The organism is Psychrobacillus sp. NPDC093200 (assembly GCF_050280345.1).
In the GTDB taxonomy this organism is placed as follows: domain Bacteria; phylum Bacillota; class Bacilli; order Bacillales_A; family Planococcaceae; genus Psychrobacillus; species Psychrobacillus faecigallinarum.
In genome coordinates, this window is record NZ_JBNNVC010000003.1 from 176,082 (window position 1) to 198,812 (window position 22,731).

23 protein-coding genes are annotated in these 22,731 nt (G+C 37.8%); 2 read left to right on the forward strand and 21 right to left on the reverse strand.

Going from position 1 to position 22,731, the window contains the following annotated elements; all coding sequences use genetic code 11:
* Positions 1-2: 2 nt before the first annotated feature.
* The 16 genes from ACQKNZ_RS14380 to hprK all read right to left on the reverse strand — a co-directional run bounded on the left by ACQKNZ_RS14380 (position 3) and on the right by hprK (position 13,959).
* Positions 3-473 carry an NUDIX domain-containing protein gene (locus ACQKNZ_RS14380; RefSeq protein WP_144538967.1) on the reverse strand — a complete coding sequence of 157 codons (471 nt, stop codon included), beginning with the start codon at positions 471-473 and terminating at the stop codon, positions 3-5.
* A 196-nt stretch (positions 474-669) separates the two neighbouring features.
* Positions 670-1,620 carry a thioredoxin-disulfide reductase gene (gene trxB, locus ACQKNZ_RS14385; protein WP_144538969.1) on the reverse strand — a complete coding sequence of 317 codons (951 nt, stop codon included), beginning with the start codon at positions 1,618-1,620 and terminating at the stop codon, positions 670-672.
* Between the two features lie 68 nt (positions 1,621-1,688).
* A complete protein-coding gene (locus ACQKNZ_RS14390) occupies positions 1,689-3,218 on the reverse strand; it encodes a tetratricopeptide repeat protein (RefSeq protein WP_229654023.1) in 1,530 nt (509 codons plus the stop codon).
* 76 nt (positions 3,219-3,294) lie between these two features.
* Positions 3,295-3,921, reverse strand: a complete 627-nt coding sequence (hisIE, locus tag ACQKNZ_RS14395) for a bifunctional phosphoribosyl-AMP cyclohydrolase/phosphoribosyl-ATP diphosphatase HisIE (protein ID WP_144538971.1) — start codon at positions 3,919-3,921, stop codon at positions 3,295-3,297.
* A gap of 29 nt (positions 3,922-3,950) precedes the next feature.
* A complete protein-coding gene (gene hisA, locus ACQKNZ_RS14400; RefSeq protein WP_191697637.1) occupies positions 3,951-4,688 on the reverse strand; it encodes a 1-(5-phosphoribosyl)-5-[(5-phosphoribosylamino)methylideneamino]imidazole-4-carboxamide isomerase in 738 nt (245 codons plus the stop codon).
* A gap of 12 nt (positions 4,689-4,700) precedes the next feature.
* Positions 4,701-5,297, reverse strand: coding sequence for an imidazoleglycerol-phosphate dehydratase HisB (gene hisB / locus ACQKNZ_RS14405; protein WP_151113122.1), 597 nt, complete (start codon positions 5,295-5,297; stop codon positions 4,701-4,703).
* Positions 5,290-6,576: a histidinol dehydrogenase gene (hisD, locus tag ACQKNZ_RS14410; RefSeq protein WP_427660362.1), complete on the reverse strand. Its 1,287-nt coding sequence runs from the start codon at positions 6,574-6,576 to the stop codon at positions 5,290-5,292. Before hisD ends, hisB begins: the two co-directional genes overlap by 8 nt.
* A gap of 11 nt (positions 6,577-6,587) precedes the next feature.
* On the reverse strand, positions 6,588-7,217 hold the full coding sequence (hisG, locus tag ACQKNZ_RS14415) for an ATP phosphoribosyltransferase (RefSeq protein WP_154310100.1): 630 nt from the start codon (positions 7,215-7,217) through the stop codon (positions 6,588-6,590).
* Positions 7,210-8,397, reverse strand: a complete 1,188-nt coding sequence (locus tag ACQKNZ_RS14420) for an ATP phosphoribosyltransferase regulatory subunit (RefSeq protein ID WP_427660364.1) — start codon at positions 8,395-8,397, stop codon at positions 7,210-7,212. The genes hisG and ACQKNZ_RS14420 overlap by 8 nt, the downstream gene beginning before the upstream one ends.
* Positions 8,398-8,744: 347 nt before the next feature.
* Positions 8,745-9,371 carry a nitroreductase family protein gene (locus tag ACQKNZ_RS14425; protein ID WP_427660366.1) on the reverse strand — a complete coding sequence of 209 codons (627 nt, stop codon included), beginning with the start codon at positions 9,369-9,371 and terminating at the stop codon, positions 8,745-8,747.
* A gap of 62 nt (positions 9,372-9,433) precedes the next feature.
* The gene (locus tag ACQKNZ_RS14430; RefSeq protein ID WP_151113113.1) at positions 9,434-9,868 is read right to left on the reverse strand and encodes a MarR family winged helix-turn-helix transcriptional regulator; all 435 of its coding nucleotides are present in this window, start codon (positions 9,866-9,868) and stop codon (positions 9,434-9,436) included.
* Positions 9,869-10,070: 202 nt separating this feature from the next.
* A complete protein-coding gene (locus tag ACQKNZ_RS14435) occupies positions 10,071-10,580 on the reverse strand; it encodes an acyltransferase (protein WP_144538987.1) in 510 nt (169 codons plus the stop codon).
* A complete protein-coding gene (ppaX, locus tag ACQKNZ_RS14440) occupies positions 10,577-11,233 on the reverse strand; it encodes a pyrophosphatase PpaX (protein WP_154310098.1) in 657 nt (218 codons plus the stop codon). Before ppaX ends, ACQKNZ_RS14435 begins: the two co-directional genes overlap by 4 nt.
* Positions 11,230-12,168, reverse strand: coding sequence for a nucleoside recognition domain-containing protein (locus tag ACQKNZ_RS14445; RefSeq protein WP_144539179.1), 939 nt, complete (start codon positions 12,166-12,168; stop codon positions 11,230-11,232). The genes ppaX and ACQKNZ_RS14445 overlap by 4 nt, the downstream gene beginning before the upstream one ends.
* Positions 12,169-12,191: 23 nt before the next feature.
* Positions 12,192-13,001: a prolipoprotein diacylglyceryl transferase gene (gene lgt, locus ACQKNZ_RS14450; protein ID WP_144538991.1), complete on the reverse strand. Its 810-nt coding sequence runs from the start codon at positions 12,999-13,001 to the stop codon at positions 12,192-12,194.
* A gap of 28 nt (positions 13,002-13,029) precedes the next feature.
* The gene (gene hprK / locus ACQKNZ_RS14455) at positions 13,030-13,959 is read right to left on the reverse strand and encodes an HPr(Ser) kinase/phosphatase (protein WP_144538993.1); all 930 of its coding nucleotides are present in this window, start codon (positions 13,957-13,959) and stop codon (positions 13,030-13,032) included.
* A 119-nt stretch (positions 13,960-14,078) separates the two neighbouring features.
* On the opposite strand from hprK, the gene ACQKNZ_RS14460 reads away from it, so the two are divergent.
* On the forward strand, positions 14,079-14,630 hold the full coding sequence (locus tag ACQKNZ_RS14460; protein ID WP_191697631.1) for an N-acetylmuramoyl-L-alanine amidase family protein: 552 nt from the start codon (positions 14,079-14,081) through the stop codon (positions 14,628-14,630).
* 144 nt (positions 14,631-14,774) lie between these two features.
* On the opposite strand, the gene ACQKNZ_RS14465 is transcribed toward ACQKNZ_RS14460, so the two are convergent.
* From ACQKNZ_RS14465 to ACQKNZ_RS14480, 4 genes are all read right to left on the reverse strand, one after another.
* Positions 14,775-15,902 (reverse strand): DUF4097 family beta strand repeat-containing protein, encoded by a 1,128-nt coding sequence (locus ACQKNZ_RS14465; RefSeq protein WP_144538997.1) that lies wholly within the window; start codon positions 15,900-15,902, stop codon positions 14,775-14,777.
* 101 nt (positions 15,903-16,003) lie between these two features.
* A complete protein-coding gene (uvrA, locus tag ACQKNZ_RS14470; protein ID WP_144538999.1) occupies positions 16,004-18,874 on the reverse strand; it encodes an excinuclease ABC subunit UvrA in 2,871 nt (956 codons plus the stop codon).
* Positions 18,875-18,880: 6 nt separating this feature from the next.
* Positions 18,881-20,863, reverse strand: coding sequence for an excinuclease ABC subunit UvrB (gene uvrB, locus ACQKNZ_RS14475; protein WP_427660371.1), 1,983 nt, complete (start codon positions 20,861-20,863; stop codon positions 18,881-18,883).
* A 463-nt stretch (positions 20,864-21,326) separates the two neighbouring features.
* Positions 21,327-21,557, reverse strand: a complete 231-nt coding sequence (locus ACQKNZ_RS14480; RefSeq protein WP_144539003.1) for an IDEAL domain-containing protein — start codon at positions 21,555-21,557, stop codon at positions 21,327-21,329.
* A 212-nt stretch (positions 21,558-21,769) separates the two neighbouring features.
* Here ACQKNZ_RS14480 and ACQKNZ_RS14485 point away from each other — a divergent pair, with 212 nt between their 5' ends.
* Complete coding sequence (locus ACQKNZ_RS14485) at positions 21,770-22,279, forward strand: competence protein ComK (RefSeq protein ID WP_427660527.1); 510 nt, start codon at positions 21,770-21,772, stop codon at positions 22,277-22,279.
* On the opposite strand, the gene ACQKNZ_RS14490 is transcribed toward ACQKNZ_RS14485, so the two are convergent.
* On the reverse strand, positions 22,276-22,629 hold the full coding sequence (locus ACQKNZ_RS14490; RefSeq protein WP_144539007.1) for a hypothetical protein: 354 nt from the start codon (positions 22,627-22,629) through the stop codon (positions 22,276-22,278). The two genes, ACQKNZ_RS14485 and ACQKNZ_RS14490, sit on opposite strands and share 4 nt — an antisense overlap.
* Positions 22,630-22,731 lie beyond the last annotated feature (102 nt).

Below are 22,731 nucleotides of genomic sequence, written 5' to 3' on the forward strand. Positions count from 1 at the left end.
GTTTATATTTCCTCCCCTGATTGCTGAATAGTTTCACTTATCAATGAAAATTCTGGAGTATAAACGAAGGTACCATACTGCATACCTTTTTCTTTTACAGCGAACAATAGATTAGTACGGTCTCCTTCAGCCATCGGAAGATGTTGTAAGGATTCAACTGGGTGCCATTCAAGCACACCTTCTTTAGTTTCTTTATATGGTGTTCCTTCTATATCTGTTCCGATAAAGGTAAATAACATCCATTCATCTATACGCTTACCGTCTTCTTCAATCACCATAGTATAAATACCTTTTAAATGAGGATTGATAGGCACTGTGTTTGTTTCTTCCGTAAATTCACGTACCGCAGAAACTAGAATGGATTCTCCTTCCTCCATCTTGCCACCTGGCGCTACGTACCAATTTCTACGTGGTTTCTTTAATAAAAGAACTTTGTTGTCTTTACATATAAGTAAGTTAGCGATTCTTTGCACGTATGGTCACTCCATCTTTCACTTTAGTTACATTCTATTATACATGAACTTACACAAAAAGAGACTGCTTCACGACTTAAATCGCAAAACAGCCTGTTCAAAATCTTGCATATATAAAAAGGGGGTCAATTTATATACTTTAATATACACCTTTAATATTTCAGTACAGTTACAGTTAAATTAAGATAAAATTAAATCACACATTTGTTGTATTTTTATCTTTTAAGTGCTCGATATAGTGCTGAGCTGATAATGCTGCAACACTTCCGTCACCTGTTGCTGTAACGATTTGGCGAAGCATCTTGTCTCGAACATCACCAGCGCCAAAGATTCCAGGTACAGTTGTTTCCATTTTTTCGTTTGTCACGATATAACCATTTTCGTTTAAAATACCAAGATTAGTAAATGGTTTAGTTAATGGAAGCATTCCTACATATACGAAGACGCCGTCTGTATCAAATGATTTTTCTGAACCATCCGTTGTAGAGACTAGAGTAACACTAGAAACCTTACCATCTGTTCCATGAATCTCTTTTAATGTTGTATTCCAGATGAAATCAATTTTTTCATTTGCAAAGGCACGATCTTGCAGGATTTTTTGAGCACGAAGCTTATCTCTGCGGTGAACAATCGTTACTTTGTTAGCAAATTTAGTTAGGAAGGCTCCTTCTTCTACAGCAGAATCTCCTCCTCCAACCACTACAAGGTTTTTACCTTTAAAGAATGCACCATCACATACTGCACAATAGCTGACGCCACGACCACCAAGCTCTGTCTCACCGGGAATACCCATTTTTTTGTATTCGGCACCTGAAGAGATGATGACTGCTAACGCGTTATATTCTTTTCCGCTTACTTTAACTGTTTTATAGTCTCCATTATCAATTACCTCGGACACGTCACCGTAAGCATATTCTGCACCGAATTTTTTTGCATGGTCGAACATTTTAGTGGAAAGCTCAGGTCCTAAAATTGTTTCAAACCCTGGGTAGTTTTCTACCTCTTCTGTGTTGGCCATTTGGCCGCCAGGAATTCCACGCTCAATCATTAAAGTGGAAAGGTTTGCTCGTGAAGTGTAAACAGCAGCTGTCATGCCTGCTGGACCGGCACCTATAATTATTACGTCATATATTTTTTCAGTTGTCATCTAAATTCCTCCTACTTACTACATACCAACAATCTAACTAATTTTATATCCTTCATCAACTAATATGCTTAGGAGTCAGAAAAAGGTAAAAATTGGATGAGTTCGTTGACATATTTCGTGAGTGTTGCAGTTGTAATCCCATATTGCTCGGCAAACTGTTTTTTCGTCACGTTTTTCATACGAGACGAAGCAAACATATACTCCGTAGCGGCTGCCAAAGCACGTGGATTTTTAAATGCGTAAGCACGTTCTAATGCTCTCTCTACTAAAACAAACCACATTTGGAACAGGAAGGTATCTGACTGTTCTAATGGTTTATGAGCGTCATAGAGTAAGTCAGATGCAGAAATTGCTCTTAAAAAAGCTTTTTCAGCTGGAGACTTTTCATCAAATTTATGGCCTAATGAATTGGCCAAAAACAGTTTTTCCATAGTAGTTAGCTCATCCACTACAATCCATTTAGGATGGGCAATAATTTCCTGGCGATGTCTAGATTTCCCTAAAAGATAGAATCCAAATATACGTTCACTAATATGTTTATCCTGTAGCTTTTCCAATATCAAATTCTTTTGTTCATCACTATCTGGCTCCACTAAATCCTTCATTTGCGGTAGCCAAGGCTCGAAGCCTGCTTTTTCAGGGTCAAGTTTTAAAAGTGCCTTCCAAGCATTGCGGGCAACTTCCTCATGCCCTGCAAAGTATGCAGAGTGCGAGAGCCAAAAGTAAAATCCAGGGTCTGCTTCAAAACCTTTTCTCTGTAAGCTTCTCAGCCATTTGAAGGCTTGTTCATATTTACCAATCAACGCAAAGGTAGCACCTAATTTGTATCGGTGCTCGATAAAATATGGATTAATCTTGGACAGGAATTCGATGATTTCATCTAGTTCCTCGGTATTTTTTTCATAATAATGAATTACCGCAAGATTACATAGCGCATGGATGTTCCCTGGGTTTTCTCTTAGAACTTGATGCAGTAAAGCCTTCGATTGCTCCTCTTCCCCTATATAAAAATAGGCAAGGGCCAGATTATTAAAGGCAGCCCAGAAATCAGGATGATCAGCAATTATAGATTCAAGTAGCTCCACGGCTTCCTCAAACTTTCCTTGCTCCATTAAACGTCTCGCCTTTTCCTGTAAAAACAAGGCTTCACTTGATGGAGTATCCAGCTGGAGAGATACGATATCCTCCTGCTCGGTAAAGTCGACGATTTCCATCGCTTCCTCCATATATTCTCCGCTTATTTCTTTTTCTAAATACATTTTGGCAAAGCGATTTGCCTCTATGAAGTTTCCTAAATGAGCATTTACCTCAGCTAAGAAGAATATAATATCCCCTTCGTTTGGGTCAAGCGCATGGGCACTTCTTAATAATTCATGAGCATAATCATATTTATCAAATTCCATTTGCAAAATGGCGTATTGGAGTAAAATCATTGGGTCATCCGGGCTTAAATCAGATGCTCTTTTTAAATACTTATGAGCTTTTTGATACTCATCCTTTTGAAGTTCATCTAATGCTTTTTTATAGTAATATTCGCCAGTCGGCAAGAATGAAATTATATTTTCTTTGTCTATTTTCTTTTTTCTTTTATTATTCAAGATAATCCTCCGAAAAATAATAAGGAACGTTATCACAACGTCCCTTATCAGTATAATCTCAGTATATCATAAAGTATTATTTTTTATGTGATTTCGTTTCATGTCTTTTTTGCAATACTTGTAATAAATCATAATAGCTTACATTTTGGTTTTGCAATAAAACAAGCAAGTGATAGATGAGGTCTGCGGCCTCCCATTTCAGCTCCTCTGCATCGTTATTTTTAGAGGCTATAATTACTTCTGATGCTTCCTCTCCGACCTTCTTGCATATTTTGTCTACACCTTTTTCAAACAGGTAAGTTGTATAGGCTCCCTCTGGCATCGTTTGTTGACGTTCTTCAATAGTTTTTATCAAGTTAGTAAGTACATTATAGCCAGATGCCTCTTCGAATTTTTCTAAGCTCTTATGAAAGCATGTCTCTTCTCCCGTATGGCAAGCCGGTCCACTAGGCAGCACTTCTAGTACGAGTGCATCTGAGTCACAGTCTGTTTGAATCGATACGACATGTTGGGTATTTCCAGACGTTTCTCCCTTGTGCCAAAGCTCTTGTCTGCTTCGGCTAAAGAACCATGCTTCCTTCGTCTCAACCGTTTTTTCATAAGCCTCCTCATTCATATACGCAAGCGTTAAAACCTCTCTTGTAACGGCGTGCTGTACAATTACTGGGATTAGTCCTTTATCGTCAAATGTTAATGTAGCCATGTTAAAAACTCCCCTTCAAGGATTGCTTGTTAATTTATTTTTTGTAACGCATCTGATAGTGTAAAACGGTTATTGTATAACGCTTTTCCTGTTATTACTCCACTTACGCTAGAAATTTTAGCCAACTCGGCAACTGCTCCAATGTCCTCTAAGGAGCTGATGCCACCTGAAACAATAATGGACAAACCTGTCGCCTCGGCAAGTTCTTTATTGGCTTTTAAATTTGGGCCCTGTAGTGTTCCATCTGTTGCAATATCCGTGAAAATGACATGTTTTGCTCCCTTGGAGGCAAAGTATTGGCCTACTTCAACTGCAGATTTACCAGAGGTTTCTAGCCAACCATGAGTTGCTACCATACCATCTTTTGCATCTAAGCCAATGACAATTCTGTCTCCACCATACTCCTCGATCAGTTCGGCAACAAGCTCAGGCTGTGAAATAGCAAGACTTCCAATAATGACACGGCTTACACCGTTATCCAAATAGTAGCTAACATCCTCCTTCGAGCGTATCCCACCACCTATTTGAACTTTAACTGGAAGCTCATTGGCAATTCGAATGACCTCATTTGCATGAATCTTTTCTCCATCCTTTGCTCCGTCTAAATCAACAAGATGAATCCATGTAGCTCCTTCATTTGCGAACTTTTTTGCCATCTCAAATGGAGAATCTCCATAAATCGTTTCTTGGTCATAATCCCCTTGATAAAGGCGTACACATTTACCACCCTTCATATCTATTGCAGGATACACTTGTATCGAACTCATGATATACCTCCTTTATGTGAGTAGACCTTTTGTGGAAGGTACACCCTTCACTCGATCATCTATTGTAATAGCTTCGTCAATGGCACGAGCCAGCGCCTTAAAGATTGCTTCAATCATGTGGTGAGTATTTGCCCCGTAATGAACAATTACATGGACATTCATACGTGCTTCTAGTGCAAACTTCCATAAAAACTCATGGACTAACTCTGTATCAAACGTACCAACCTTTTGTGTCGGAAATTGTGCTCTGAATTCTAAATGAGGTCTGTTCGAAATATCGATAACAACCTGAGCTAAAGCATCATCCATTGGAACAAATGCATTACCGTAGCGTTTGATGCTCTTTTTATCTCCTAATGCCTCTTTTACTGCTTGGCCGAGAACAATGCCTATGTCCTCTGTCGTATGGTGATCGTCAATATGCGTGTCACCATTTGCTTTTATCTTAGCGTTAAACAATCCATGTTTAGTGAACAGGTCTAGCATATGGTCCATAAAAGGAACACCTGTCTCGATTTCAGCCTTCCCCTCACCATCTAGGTTAATATCTACATACACCTTTGTCTCATTTGTCATTCTTTCTATTTGAGCGTTTCTTTGTTTAATCATTTAATAACTCCTTTTCCCAGCTTCTTGATTCAACAGAGCGTGCATGGCCCTCTAATTGCTCTAGTCTAGCCAAGCGAGCGATTTTAGGATATTGCTCCTGCCACATTTCCTTCGAATAATAAACTACGCTTGTTTTTTTAACAAAGTCATCTATATTCAACCCGCTTGAAAAACGGGCAGTACTATTAGTCGGCAGTACGTGGTTCGTTCCTGCAAAATAATCACCTACTGGCTCACTGCTATATCGACCAATGAAAATAGCCCCAGCATGCCTGATTTGCTCGCTTAGCTCTTTTGCATTTTCTGTGATAATCTCTAAATGCTCAGGAGCTAATTCATTTGTTGCTTTAACCGCCTGTTGTAGCGATTCAGCCAAATAGATGCGTCCATAGTTTTCAATAGATGCTCGAGCAATTTCTTCACGTGGCAGCAGTTGTAGCTGTCTTTCCACTTCATCTGACACTTTTTGTGCTAATCGCTCACTAGTGGTTATTAAAACAGAGCTTGCAAATGGATCATGCTCCGCCTGTGCTAGTAAATCGGCAGCTACCTCATCGGCAAAGGCTGTATCATCAGCGATAATAGCAATCTCACTAGGTCCTGCAATCATATCAATAGCTACCTTGCCAAACACTTCTCTTTTCGCAAGTGCCACATAGCTGTTACCAGGTCCTGTGATTTTATCGACAGGCTTAATGGATTCCGTTCCATATGCAAGTGCTGCAATCGCCTGGGCTCCTCCTACCTTATAGATTTCGGTAATACCTGCGATTTTAGCTGCAACTAAAACCGAAGCAGGTAGCTTCCCGTCCTTAGAGGGTGGAGATACGATGACTACTCGATTTACTCCTGCGACTAGTGCTGGAATGGCGTTCATGAGAACAGAGGATGGATACGCTGCTGTTCCTCCAGGAACGTATAACCCAACAGCATCTAGTGGGGAAATTCTATATTGAATATACGAGTTTTTTTCTAAAGCAAGGTCAATATTTTGTCTGATTTGCTTCTCGTGAAACAGCCGAATGTTATCTGTCGCTTCCTTTAAATCTTCTACTAACTGAGGTTCAAAGCTGAAGAATGCCTCTTCCATCTCCTCATCGGACACTTTCAAATTTGAAAGCCTTACCCCATCCCATTTTTCTGTATAAGCGAATAACGCTTGATCTCCGTTTTCTTTCACATCGGAAATCACCTCACGTACAGTTGTCACATGATCGATATTTGCCTGTTCCATAGACCGCTGTAAAGAAATGGTGTCTGTAAGCTTTTCTATTTTCATCGTGGCATTCCCTACCTTTTTAGAAGTTCTTTATTTAGCTTCGCAACGAACGCTCGAATTCGCTCGCTTTTTACTCGATAGCTTACCGGGTTAACGATTATCCTAGATGATATATCGACAATTTTTTCATATTCTACTAATCCATTTTCCTTTAACGTTTGTCCTGTAGATACAATGTCGACGATACGATCGGCAAGGCCAATCATTGGAGCTAGCTCAATAGAACCGTTCAGTTCAATGATCTCCACCTGCTCCCCTTTTTCCTTATAAAAATTGGTCGCAATCGTTGGATATTTAGTAGCAACACGAGGAGCTATCTCATTCATAACAGTATTCGGCAACCCTGCTGTCGCAATATAGCATTTACTAATATGCAAATCTAATAGTTCATGCACGTCCCGATGCTGCTCTAGCAAAACGTCCTTCCCCGCTATTCCAATGTCGGCAACCCCATGCTCCACATAAACCGGAACATCCATGGGCTTTGCCAGAATAAATTGTATCCTCTCATCCGGTGCCTCTACGATCAACTTACGAGAATCACTAATTTCGGCTGGTAAGTTAAATCCTGCGTCGATAAATAATTGATATGCTTCTTCAAAAATACGTCCTTTAGGCATTGCAATCGTTAATTCATTCACTTGCAGAACCACCTTCTACTACCTTAATTATTTCATGAAAACTATCTTGATAGGCTTCTATGTCATGGACACTGTCCTTATATTGAAGGGTGACACGCTCTCCATTATTTCTTCTTGCCTCCGCTAGCACATTAGCCTTCAGGAATGAACCCTTATCAAATAAAAGAAGCGTATGCTTTTCATCAGTTGCCTTTTTAGGCAATACTTCTAACAAGCGATCAACCCGTATTCCAAAGCCCGTAGCTCCCACGCTTTGTTCAAATTGCCTAAATAGCTCGTCATATCTTCCCCCATTGCCAACTGGAAAACCACTTCCTGCTGCATGAATTTCAAATAACATACCTGTGTAATAGCTCATATGACTCGCCAATGAAAAATCAAACGAGTAAATAGCAGAATCACTCAATTGTATTTCTAAAAGCTGCTCCAGTTGTTCAATCTGATCCAATAAATACTGTTGTTCGTCTGTCAAAAGCTGTCTAAAATCTTCCCATGATTTAGACTCTAGCGTATAATCTACAAGCTTTGTCAAATTCTCCTTTTGTGTGTCTGTCAGCTTCAAGTCATCTAGCATTTGTACAAATCCTACAAAGTTCTTTTCTACTAGGAGCAGTCTAAGTGTTTCGACTTGCTCTAGCTTGCTAGCATTGTTAGAAAGAATTGCTGTCAGTATTCCAGCATGACCAATAGTAATTTGGAAGTTCTCCACGCCTAACGCTTTAATGAGTTCTACTGCGGTATAGATAATTTCACTGTCTCCATAAGCACTAAAATCACCAATCAGCTCTAGGCCCAGCTGTTCAAATTCCGCTGGTCTTCCGCCTTCACGTTGCTGTGCACGAAAGACGTTAGCATAATAAGCTAAACGTAATGGATTTTTTTCCTTTAAAAGCTTTGATGCTGCAATTCTAGCAATCGGGGTTGTCATATCAGGTCTAAGAACAAGCATCTCACCTTGATTGTCCACCAACTTAAATAATGAGGATTCATCGATTGCAGATGCTTTCCCAATGGTTTCAAAATACTCTACCGATGGCGTTTTGATAAAGTCATATCCTTTGTTTCGAATAAATTCTCTCGCTATAGATCTTATGTATTCTTTTTGCTCATTAACCTCTGGAAATGAGTCTCGCATCCCAAGCGGCTTTTCAAACATTTGAATTTTACTCAATGGTTTCACCTCTTATTATTAAATACTTCACTATGCTAGAGTGCTAATATAATAAATTAAGTAAATTTTATACTATTTCATACTATTCGTCAACTTCAGAACGTTATCGAAATCAGTAGGATTTTGAACAAGCTTACAGCTTCATTCAATAAGTAATAAAAAGCTTGAGATTGGAGGACAATCTACTATTTATATTATTTGTACTAATGCTTTGTGAATCGCTTCCGAAGACTGATTTGTAGTGTAGAGATACTAAGAGCTTGCTCGACTCAGCGACAAATATTTGAAAAAGAAAAAAAGTACCTGCTTAATGATTAAGCAGATACTTCTTAGATTTTATTTTTCCAATACTTCTATTAAATATACCTAACGATTTGTTCAAGAGGAAGGCGTGAAGATCCGTATGCAGGAGCAGCTGCTTCTCCTATAGCAATAAGTAAAATTGGTACTTCATTTGGAAGTAAGTTAAATTTTTCAGCAAATTTGACTTTATCAAAGCCACCCATTGGGACTGTGTCGTAGCCCATATCTTTAGCTAATAACATAATTTGCATGGATATAAGTCCTGCATCAAAATGTACAATATTTTTCATTGTTTCTTGAGGTAAGTTTCCGTACAAGGCAAGAGAATTTTTTATCATTAAATCAGCTAATTCTCTAGGCATAAATTTTTGTTCATAGTTAGCGTCATATATTTTTTCTGCATTTTTGTACATTTCTAAATCTCCGAGTACAGCTATTATTGCTGATGAAGTCTCCACTTGTTCCTGATTATTAGCAATCACACGTAACTCTTTTTTTACCTGTTGATCTTCAATTACTATAAAACGCCATGGCTGCATATTGCTTGAAGAAGGCGCTGTAATCGCTTTTTGTAACAAAATTTGTATTTCTTCATGAGGAATAACGACATTTTCTTTATATTTACGAACTGACTTTCTTTCGTGGATTAATTGGTCGATTGTTGTTTGTGTTTTTGGCATCTTAGATACCCCTTTCAAATGAATTATTTCGAAGTTTCAAGGAATGTCGTGTATTTTTCCTTTTAACTATTTAGCATTTCTGTGTTATCAATTAACTTTTTCACTAATATTTGAAGTTGCTTTATCTCTTGATCTGTAAATCCATTAAATAATTCATCAATAAATTGATTTTTATCTAAATCACAGTTCTCTAAAGTGCTTATACCGGCATCTGTAATCTCTACAATCACTTCTCTATTATTTTGCTTATTTCGATTGCGAACAACAAAGTTCTTCTCTTCCAGTATTTTTAAGTGTCTTGTAATTGCTGCTTGATCAATTTTCAACGTTTGCTGTAACTCTATTTGGGAAAGCTGTGCTCGTTCGAATAATGTGTGTAACATTTCATACCTGGTGAAACTAATACCAGTTCTTTTTTCAAAGTTTTGCGCTACTCGTCTATCAATACTTTGAAGCATAAGCAATGTTTGTTTTATTTCTTTAAAGGATTTAGTCATCGTTCCCCTCCTTACCCCTTGACGAATCAACTCTTGACTAATCAATCATTGACTCGTCAATTATATCTCAGTAAAAATATTAATCAAGTATTTTGCTTGAGAGAATTAGTTGGTAGTTTTTATCATATAAAAACTACACCTCCCCTTGTTAGTTAAAATCTAACAGGGGAGGTGCAGCTCTTTTCTAACATTAAATAGTTTTTTACTTTGCATTACGCTCTAGCATTTGTTCCTTCGTATAAATAATACTCATTGGGTTGCCTCCTACGAAGCAGCCCTCTGGCACGTCAGCATTTACTAGTGTTGCCGCAGAGATAATAGCGTCATTTCCTATTGTTATCCCAGGTAAAATAGTGGAGTTAGCGCCTATTAATACGCGATCTCCGATAATAACATCGCCAATTCGGTATTCATCAATTAAATATTCATGTGCCAATATCGTTGTGTTGTATCCTATAATCGTATTATTTCCTACTTTAATTCTTTCAGGAAACATAACATCTACCATCACCATTAAAGCAAAAGAAGTTTCCTTTCCAACTTCCATTCTTAAAAAAGTACGATAAAAAAAGTTTTTCCAGCTTAAAAAAGGTGAATATCTCGCTGCCTGGATAAAAATAAAATTTTTTATCACCTTCCAGAAAGGTACCGTATCGTACACATGCCACAGGGAATTAGCTCCCTTTACAGGGTATCTCTCCGTTTTTCTCATAAGTGCTGTCCTTTTTTTATAGAAAGTAAATCACTGATATGCTGCAGCATATAGGTTGGATTAAATGTTGCCAAGAATGCCTCACCCTTTATAGACCAAGCTACAGCGGCAGTATCTACTCCAGCACGTTGCCCACCAACTATGTCATGAAAATTGTCACCAATCATGAGGGCGTTTTCCTTACTGACATTCAATTGCTCTAGGGCAAGCAGAATAGGTTCAGGATCAGGCTTAGTATTTGATACATCTTCATAACCCACGATTGTGTCAAATAATGACTGACATCCAACAAGCTGAAGCCCTCTATCAATCATGGATCTTCTCTTTGTAGAAACGATTGCTAACTTATAGCCTTGATTCTTTAATTTTTGAAGGGTTTCGACAACCCCATCGAATGCTGTAACCATTTGATCGTGCTGTTCCTCATTCCACGCCCTGTATGACAAAATAAGTGACTCAGTTAACAATGGATCGATGCCATCAAAGGTTTCCCGAAGTGATGGCCCTAAAAAAGGTATTACACTTTCTCTATCATATTTCCCAGGAAATTTATCTCCTAAAATATGTAAAAAACTTTCAATTATGAGCTCATTAGTATTTAACAACGTTCCATCAAGATCAAAAAGCAACGCTTTATAGGTTGTTACGTTCATGTTGTAAACACTTCCTTGGTTCTTTTCTGTTCTGATTTTCGCCAAATATAGGCGACAATAATCGTCAAGACAAAAGCCGTAATCAATCGAATGAGCAAGAGAGGTAAAATTGGAATTCCTAATGGAACAAAAATTAACGTATCCTCTACAACGGCGTGACATGCCACTAAAAAGATGAATGCTAAAGTTGCGTCCTTCTTACTTACTCCGTCCTCCTGAACCGCTTGAATCATTACTCCTGCTCCATAAGCAAGGCCAATCACTAGACCAGCGACTAGAGTCATGGAAGCATTTGGCTGCACACCAATTACTTTGGTGAAAGGTGCCAGTTTATCTGAAAACTTTTGTAAGTAATTTCGGTCCTTTAAAAATTGGATGATCACCATAAGTGGAATAACAATTAGAGCAAGCTGCAAAACACCAAATGTGGCTTTTTGAAGACCGAGTAAAATAATTTCAAACCAGCCATCCGGTATGTTTTGTGTTGCGGTAACTACCCCATACTTTGCTACCTCGCCACCACCTTGCCATACTAAGTTAATAACAACCGCTGAAACTATAGCGAGTCCGAATCGGACAACTAATACGATCCATAGCTTCACTCCAACCTTTAAAGCAACTCCTGTTTCAATAAAGATATTATGGGAGAACGATAGCATGGTTGCTAATATAAATACTTCCTTCACGGTTAACTCTAAAGACAATATTCCTGCTATACCTGCATAAAGATTTAATGCATTTCCTAGTACAAGTGGAATAGCTGCTTCTCCACGTAAGCCTATTAACCCCATAAAAGGCTCTATAAATTGTATTATCCATGGCAAAACAGGAGTGTGCTGCAAAATCACTACTATTAATGTTATTGGAAAGATAACCTTACTTAACGTCCACGTTGTTTTTAGACCGGCAGACAATCCCCTTTTAAGAGTCCCCATTTCCATACCCAATCCCATCTTTCTTACTTGTCTTGATAACGCACAACTGGCTTAACCATTATTCTTCTATAAACAAATATAATAATTGCTACTGCAATAGTCACTAGTGATACAACCTGTGCAGTACGCAAATCACCTATTAAATATAAACTATCTGTACGCATTCCCTCGATAAAGAAACGTCCAACTGAATACCATGTTAAATAGAAGAGGAACATTTCTCCGCGACGCAAGTTCACCTTACGAAGGAACAGCATAATAATGACTCCAATCAAGTTCCAAATAGACTCATAAAGGAATGTCGGGTGATAATATTTTCCCTCAATATACATTTGCTCTATAATCCAGTTTGGAAGGAATAGGTTTTCTAAGAAAGTTCTCGTTACCTCTCCACCATGTGCCTCCTGGTTCATAAAGTTACCCCAACGGCCAACTAACTGACCAATCAAAATACTTGGTGCCAATATGTCCGTAACCTTCCAGAAAGAACTCCGACGTTTTCTCGTAAAGAAGTAAGCAGTTAAGAACGATCCAATTAAGGCACCGTGAATCGCTATACCACCCTCCCATATTTTAATAATATTCTCTGGGTGCTGACTATAGATATCCCACTTAAAAATTACGTAGTAAATACGTGCACTAATAATAGCGATTGGAACTGCCCAAAGAAGTAAATCGGTTAAATAATCCGGATGAAATCCTCTTTTTACCATTTCACGCTGTCCAACTATAAATGCAAGTACGATTCCAAACGCAATAATTATACCGTACCATCTTACTTCTAGCGGTCCTAATGAAAAAGCGACCGGATCAATTGCCTGTAGAATATTCATAAAAGCTCCTCTCAACCAAATATATTATTTAAAATTCTCCATTTTGGTTTATAACATCGTCTAATCGCTTTGCAAAATCCTCTGCTGCATTAACACCCATTTTTTTCAATCGGTGATTCATGGCAGCAACTTCTATGATGACCGCTAAATTTCGACCTGGTCGAACTGGGACCGTTAGCTTAGTCACCGCAGTATTAATAATCTCCATTTTCTCTTCCTCAAGACCTAGTCTGTCGTAAGTTTTCTTTTCATCCCAGATTTCTAGCTCGATTACAAGAGTAATTCGTTTATAGCTTCGAATGGCGCTAGCACCAAACAGTGTCATAATATCTATTATACCTAATCCACGAATCTCCAAAAGATGCTCAATCAATTTTGGGGCGCTTCCTACTAAAGTGTCCTCGCCCTCCTGTCTGATTTCCACGCAATCATCCGCAACTAACCGATGTCCCCTTTTCACTAATTCTAGGGCTGTCTCACTTTTACCTACACCGCTTTTTCCAGTGATCAATACACCTACACCATATATATCTACCAATACTCCGTGAACAGCAGTAGTAGGTGCTAGCATACTTTCCAAATAATTCGTAAGCATACTAGAAAATCTAGTGGTCGGCATGCTAGTAGTTAGAACAGGCACCGAGTTCTCGTTAGATGCTATAATTAACTCACTGGGAACCTCCATGCCATGAGCAACAATAATAACAGGTGTGTCCTGTGCACAAAGCTTCATCATCCGGTCAGATCTTTCTTTAGGTTTGAGTAATTCAAAAAAAGAAACTTCCGTTTTTCCCATTAACTGAATGCGATCGGAAGGATAGTGCATAAAGTAACCAGCCATTTCTATACCAGGTCTTGAAATATCACTTATAGAAATGTGTCGTCCAATACCCTCTTGTCCGCTAACTAAGGACAAATTAAATTTCTCTTGTATATCTTTTGTCGTAACATGAGACACATTTTCCACTCCTTTTACCCTCTGATAAACTTAGTTCTTATTTTAGCATGAATAAACATTGAATTAGTATCCATTTATCTTTTCTCTTCCTATTTATTAGTTAAAAGGAGTGAAGCGTATTGAGGATTATATTAGATGCAGGTCATGGCCCAGAAACAGCAGGAAAAAGAACCCCCGATGGTAAGATGAAGGAATTTGAGTTTAACAGTGCGGTCACAAGATTAGTTAAGAAAGAGTTAGATAACACCGGAATCGTAGTTATTTTTAGTCATTCTGATGATGTCGATGTACCATTACGAGAGCGAACTTCCCTTGCGAACAAATTAAAAGTACAAGCTTTTATTTCCATCCACGCCAATGCATATGGGAGCAATTGGAATGAAGTGAACGGTATAGAAACCTTCACGTATTTGAAGCCTTCCGCCGATTCTATTTTACTAGCAAAGCATATTCATGAATCCCTCTGTATCTCTGTGGAACGGAAAAATCGGGGGGTTAAACAGAAGGATCTAGCTGTTGTACGAGATACTATCATGCCAGCAGTTCTAGTGGAATGTGGTTTTATGACGAACAAAGAGGAAGCAAGGCTTCTGCAATCCGAAGAATATCGTTTAAAATGTGCACAAGGAATTGCCACTGGAATAAAGATTTGGGTAAAAAATAAAAACTAAAAAAAGTAGAAGGGTGTTTGTGAACATCCCCTTCTACCTTTTTCCTACCTATTGCACTTTCTTAAGCGTACCAACTCTATATAATTTTGAAGGACTTTATAAAGAAAAGACCAAGTCAACAAATGACTTGGTCTTAGTTGTTTATTATGCTTCCGTTGTATATCTAACTAAAACGGATCCTGTTTTAGCATCTCCATATACTCGTAACGGCTCTCCCTCAGAGTCTACTACTTTTGTGAAGCCTACTTTTTTATTGAGAAGCTGCTCAGATTGGTTTAACTGAGTTACATCAGAAAGCTGCACATCTATACGCCCTAACTGTGTAGAAGTTTCGCCTTTTAAAGAAACGTTTTTAGGTACATAAATTTCAACAGTACCTGCTACCGCTGTTCCTTCGATTTTACGTGCTTCTTTGTCTTTCGTTGTCAGAATTACATGCCCACTAACCGAAGAGCCTTCTATGTCCTTCAATTTTCCATCTACGTAAATGCGGCCATTCATCGTTTCTACCTCAACGGTGTCACCTTCAACATTTTGAACCTGGACTGAGCCATTTACAGTTTCTATGTCTGCTCTATGGAACTTACTATCTTCCAATTCCACCTTACCGTTTGTTGTCTTAATCTTAAAGGTTTTAGATTCTAGGTTTTTCGCAATGAAATCACCGTTAAACAAACGCGCAGAAATATGATTATATTCTTTTTCTGGTATATAAAGTGCTACTTGTACGGCTACCGTTTTCATATCACTATAAACACGTAATTTATTTCCTTCAGTAGTAAAGATAAACTCATTTTGGAATCTTGTTCTTGCTTCTTCCTCTGTAGAATTTTTAAAGGATTTTACCTTCACTGTAGCGTGGGTAAAAGGCTCCTCAGATGGATGAATTTCCACTTTACCATTTGCAAGATTAATCGCGATATCCTCAAATTGTATATCTTCTTTTACAAATTTTTCTTCAAACGTAACCGGATCACTTAATTTAACTTCAAACTCGAAATCCTTCATCTTATCTACAGTTCCTTGCATGAATTGCATGAAGCGATCTCCTACCATAGTAAAATCACGTTTCAGCTCTTCGATAAAATCAGTATTTCCTTGTCTCGTTTGGTGCGTTTTTTCTTTTTCTTTTTCTTCAAACTTCTGCTCATTTACTTGGGGAGTGACTATTGTTGCTTGCTTACCGAGCTCTTCTAAAAGTGCTAGTGCTTCCTGTGCAGTAATCGTGCCGTTTTCAACCATATCTAAAATACGTTTACGTTCCTCTTGCATAGTGAAAGGCCTCCTCATAAATTAAAAGTGTATTGCAAATTTCTTCCTATTAGTTATACGTTCTATGAGTCAAAAAGTTTCATTGAAGCTTTTTGAGTTTTTTAACTTTTTGTAGTTGCTTTGTTAATGCCTTCTTCCATTCTTTTACGGTCACGCTCTAATATAGTTTTTAAATACTTACCAGTATAGGAATTCTTGGCTTCTGCAATTTTTTCTGGTGTTCCAGATGCTAGGATTGTTCCACCTTTATCGCCACCCTCTGGTCCCAAATCAATTAAGTAATCAGCTGTTTTAATGACGTCCAAATTATGTTCAATGACTAGAACAGTATCTCCATTTTCAACTAAGCGCTGTAAAACAATAAGTAATCTTGCAATGTCATCGACATGTAACCCTGTAGTTGGCTCATCCAAAATATAAAATGACTTACCATTAGAGCGCTTATGTAGCTCTGAAGCCAGTTTCACACGTTGCGCTTCTCCACCAGAAAGAGTGGTTGCGGGCTGACCAAGTTCCATATAACCTAGCCCCACATCAAAAAGGGTTTGTATTTTACGACTGATTTTCGGATGGTTTTCAAAGAAAGCAACCCCTTCTTCTACTGTCATCTTCAAAATGTCCGAAATGCTTTTTCCTTTATATAATACTTCCAGTGTCTCTCGATTATAGCGTTTACCATGACATATCTCGCAAGGTACATAAACATCCGGTAAAAAGTGCATCTCGATTTTGATAATTCCATCGCCTCGACAAGCCTCACAGCGTCCACCTTTTACATTAAAGCTGAAGCGTCCTTTTTTATATCCTCTAATCTTAGCCTCATTAGTCGTTGCAAAGAGATCTCTTATATCATCAAAAACGCCAGTATAAGTGGCAGGATTTGAGCGAGGTGTGCGTCCAATCGGCGACTGATCGATATCAATCACCTTATCTAGCATTTCAATTCCCTCTATTGCTTTATGTGCACCTGGCAACGTTCTAGCTCGGTTAATGTTGTGTGCTAATGATTTATACAGAATTTCGTTGACCAATGTACTTTTCCCAGAGCCAGATACACCTGTCACAGCTGTAAATACCCCTAGTGGAATATCGACATTAACATTTTTCAGGTTATTTTCCTTAGCACCTTTAATCTTAATAAAACGACCATCCGGTTTTCTTCTTTCTAGAGGAAGAGGGATAAACTTTTTCCCGCTTAAATATTGTCCTGTAAGAGAATTTTTATCTTTCATTACCTCTTCAGGAGTTCCGGCAGCTACTATTTGTCCACCATGTACTCCTGCTCCTGGACCTACATCAATCAAATAATCAGCAGCCATCATCGTATCTTCATCATGTTCTACAACGATTAAAGTGTTTCCTATATCTCGCATATCCTTCAGAGTTGCTACTAAACGGTCATTGTCTCTTTGGTGTAGACCGATAGAAGGTTCATCAAGAATATAAAGCACACCCGTAAGACGAGAGCCTATTTGGGTCGCTAAACGAATTCGTTGAGCCTCTCCTCCAGATAACGTCCCAGATGCCCGATTCAGAGTCAAATAATTTAGTCCCACATTATCTAGAAAGCTAAGTCGTTCATCAATTTCTCTTAAAACTAATCGAGCGATTTGCATATCCTTCTCTGACAATGTCAGTTCACTGAAAAATTTATTTGCTTCCTCAATCGAAAATCTAGAAACTTGGCCAATATGCAATGAATCTATTTTCACCGCCATCGTTTCTTCCTTTAAACGGTAGCCCTTACAAGTAGGACAATCATGCTCTGCCATATACTTTTCCATTTGCTCACGAATATAATCAGAGGACGTATCTTTATAACGTCTTTCGATGTTAGCAAGTACACCTTCGAATTGAATCGAATTGTCCCTTACTTGGCCATATTCGTTTTGATAACGGAAACGAATTTTGTCCTTTCCTGAACCGTACATAATTTTGTTCCACTGATCAATAGGTAATTTCTCAACTGGAACATTCATTTTTATTTTGTAATGCTTACACACTGCCTCTAATAGTTTCGGATAGTATTGAGAGCTCGTAGGCTGCCATGCTACAATGGCTCCCTCTTCCAAAGTTAATGATTTATCTGGAACAACTAAATCTGGATTGACCTCTAACTTGGTGCCTAACCCATCACAATCTGTACACGCACCAAATGGACTGTTAAACGAAAACATTCTCGGCTCTAGCTCGCCAATGGAAAAGCCACATATTGGACATGCATGATGCTCGCTAAATAGTAGCTCCTCTTGTTCCATCACATCTATTAGAACTCGTCCATCTCCGAGTCGCAACGCAGATTCTAAGGAATCGCTTAATCGTGCAGCTATACCTTCTTTTAATACAACTCGGTCGATGACTACTTCAATATTATGTTTTTTATTTTTATCTAAGTTTATATCGTCATCTAAGTCTATTAAATCTCCATTAATGCGAACGCGTACATATCCTTGCTTTTTCATGTCTTCTAGTAATTTCACATGAGTTCCTTTACGACCAGAAACAATCGGAGCAAGAATCTGCATTTTAGTTCTTTCTGGATACTCGCTTAATCGGTCAACCATTTGCTCAATTGTTTGCGAGGATATTTCAATTCCATGGTTTGGACAAATTGGCTTCCCTACCCGAGCATATAACAATCGCATATAATCATAAATTTCTGTAACAGTTGCTACTGTAGATCTTGGATTTTTACTTGTCGTCTTTTGATCAATCGAAATGGCCGGTGATAGCCCTTCTATTGAATCAACGTCTGGTTTATCCATTTGGCCTAGAAACTGTCTTGCGTATGCCGATAAGGATTCTACATAACGTCGTTGTCCTTCAGCATAGATAGTGTCAAAGGCTAAGGAAGACTTACCAGAACCAGACAAACCTGTCATAACGACAAGCTTATCTCTTGGTATTTTGATACTTATATCTTTTAAATTATTTGTACGAGCACCTTGAATATTAATCTCTTGGTTTTTCACCAATCATCATCCTTCCAGCTTGAGCTCCAGAATTGCATCACGTAATTCAGCAGCTCGTTCAAAGTTAAGCGCCTTTGCAGCATCTTTCATTTCTTTTTCTAGCTTTTCTAGTAGTTTACCCTTTTCCTCTTTAGTTAAGACTTTTCCACTAGTTAATTGCTGTGCATAGCTTTCCTCTTCTTCAGCCACTTGAGAGGCTCTAATTACTTCTCTTATCTTCTTCACAATTGTTTTAGGTGTAATGCCATGCTTTTCGTTATATTCCATTTGAATTGTACGACGACGCTTCGTTTCATCGATTGCTTTTTTCATGGAATCTGTCATTTTATCTGCATACATAATAACTTCTCCGTTGGAGTTTCGGGCTGCTCGACCAATCGTTTGAATCAATGAACGCTCCGAACGTAGGAATCCTTCCTTATCGGCATCCAAAATAGCAACTAGTGAAACCTCTGGCAAGTCTAACCCCTCTCGCAACAGGTTAATGCCGATTAAAACATCATAAGTACCTAATCGAAGCTCTCGAATAATCTCAATTCGTTCTAAGGTTTTTATCTCAGAATGTAAATACTGCACCTTAATGCCTATTTCTTTTAAATAATCCGTTAAATCCTCGGACATCTTTTTCGTCAAAGTAGTTATCAGTACTCGTTCATTTTTTGCCGATCTTTCATAAATCTCATTGATTAAATCATCTATTTGACCTTCAATAGGTTTTACGGTAATGATTGGATCCAATAAACCAGTTGGGCGAATAATTTGTTCAACCATTTCTGGTGTATGCTCCAATTCATATGGTCCCGGTGTTGCTGATACATAGATTGCTTGTTTTACATGTCCCTCAAATTCCTGGAATGTTAGAGGTCTATTATCTAAAGCTGATGGCAAACGGAAGCCGTAATTCACTAATACTGATTTACGAGCCTGGTCCCCATTATACATTCCTCTAACCTGAGGTAACGAAACGTGACTTTCATCTATTACGAGCAAGAAATCCTCTGGAAAATAATCTAATAATGTATAGGGTGTCGCTCCTGCTTCTCTTAATGTTAAGTGACGAGAATAGTTTTCTATTCCAGAGCAGAATCCCATTTCCTCCATCATTTCTAAATCATAATTGGTCCGTTGCTCCAATCTCTGAGCTTCTAACAATTTATCCTCACTGCGAAGGATAGTTAGTTGCTCTTCTAGCTCTTGACGAATATTATTAATCGCTATTTTCATTTTTTCTTCTCTAGTTACGAAGTGGGATGCAGGGAAAATAGCTACATGGTCACGCTCTCCTAATATTTCTCCTGTTAATGCGTTTACTTCACGAATTCTATCTATTTCATCACCAAAAAATTCTACCCTTAGGCATCTCTCATCTCGGGAAGCAGGGAATATCTCCACCACATCTCCACGGACACGGAATGTTCCACGAGTAAAATTAATATCATTACGTTCATATTGAACATCTACAAGCTTTCTTAATAGCTGATTCCTATCGATTTCCATACCTGTTCTTAAAGACACAACCATCTCTCTATATTCTTCTGGATTCCCTAAACCATAAATGCAGGAAACTGAAGCGATGATAATGACATCCTTACGCTCAAATAATGAGGAAGTGGCAGAATGTCGTAATTTATCTATTTCTTCATTTATACTTGAATCTTTCTCTATATAAGTATCTGTTTGTGGTACGTATGCCTCTGGTTGAAAGTAGTCATAATAACTAACAAAGTATTCTACTGCATTGTTAGGAAAGAATTCCTTGAACTCACTATATAGTTGTCCTGCCAGTGTTTTGTTATGGGCCATTACAAGGGTTGGCTTATTGATTTGTTGAATTACATTAGAAATAGTAAAGGTCTTACCGGTACCTGTGGCCCCTAGTAATGTTTGATGCTTTTTACCTTTCTTTACTCCTTTAACTAGTTCTTTAATCGCTTCTACTTGATCCCCTGCCGGCTCATACGGAGATTGTAAATCAAAGATTTGTTCCATATGTTTGCCTCCCGTGTGCTTAATAAATTTAGTGTAACATAATCATTTTTCTAACACTATTAAAACGAACATACGTTTTAAAACTTTTTATTTTGAGGATGTTGGACTATTGATGTAGCAACGTTTGAATAAAATATTACTCCTTGTATTACTACCCTCTTTTCAAGAAAAAGCTACATAAGATTCTAATTTGTCAAAGAGTAAAGGAATAATTTTTATTTTTGTTTCTACAAGAAGCCCTTACTATCTTAGAAAAATTGAAGTCCACTTATTTGAAGAAATCGTTTTAAACGATGAATCTTACTGCCTACATTGATTTACGCATTCTGCGCGATGACCATCATCCAAACAACTAAGTGAAACTTGTTCATTTTTAATGGCAAGGCTCTATTTATGAAATTAACTCATTTTTAAATTCAACTCCATAAATAGAAAAAAGCCGCTCTGCATAAGCGGCTTTTGTTTAACTCTTTAGTTGGAGCAAAACATTTGTATATTCGTTAAATGCTTTTCTGTCCTTACGATCCAACGCCTCATCTATCAACTCTAGTAATCGATAACTCCTTTGCTCCCGGTGGACAACATTTAAAAACATATCAAGATAAATTTCGTTTAACAATTTTTCTGCGGAGCTTTCTTTCCCTGTTTGTCCCATTGCTTTCATAAAATCTGTATATGAATATTGTTTGTCCATTATAATCACCCCGATGCCTTTTTTATATTATATAAAAGCTAAAGGCTACTTGCAATCATTTTAAGAAAATTTAGATTATATAGTAAACATCAAATATTTTAATAATTAGATATATTAACTTGATTTATTTCCAAATTTAACTATAATTTAAATTATATTATACTAAGGAGTGAAATTTTCTGGCAAAAAAATATGAGAATAAATCCCATCTTATTTCCTTTGAAACAGCGTCCCTTCAACCTTTAGTAGTAAATAACAAAGTTTACACGAAAGTTATTAATTTTTCTGGCGAGTCTTTCATTGTAAGTAAAAAGCCATATGAAATTGTTCGCTACTCCTGTGCTTTCTACGGTTCTTCCTTTCAACATGCTGTAAACTTGTCTCGAGAAACCATTGGTAACCACTTTAAGCTTCCAATTGTACTTGCGCATGACTATGGTTCGCCTTGTATTTTGCTTCCTATCCTTTCTCCTAAATCTGATTTAAATATCTGGTTTTCCTTTCAAGCAATTGAAGCATTCTACCCTACTCAAAAAGGCTCTACTATCGTCTTACCGAACGGTGATACAATTGATGTTCCTGTTTCTACGAATACTATCAGCCGTCAGATTGCCTATTCCAATATCTTAAGTACCCATTTCCTTAAAAGAATGAGCCATCTTTTAAACCACGGTTTTATAACTTCCAGACATGCGGTTCGAAAAACGTTACCAATCGATTAGGAAATGGTTAAGTACATTGTAAGTAGTTCTTCTACGCGGTTACGAAGACGGACATTCAAATAACGTCGATGCTCCTCATAGCCACCATGAAAAAATACATATTCTGTGAACATATCATCTCCTTCTCCTCGGAGCACTTTCATACTATGCCTCCTCATGTAAATATGTGTGTCTTTTAACTCTTTTTGTACCTGCTTCACTGCTTCTTCGACAATGTTTATATATGGTCTGTTTAATTTGAAGGGAGCCTTTTCAAAAATCGTCCGATCCTTTTCCAAGATGGTAAATACCATAGGAAGATAAATCATATTTTCAAAATAAGGAATTGCCTCTTCAGGTATTAATGGCATCTTAATCACCTTTCTTTTTAAGAACACTTGTTCTTATTATATTACAACTTATCAAAGAAAATGCAATGGAAAGAAAAGAAATTCAATAAAAAAACTGCCAAT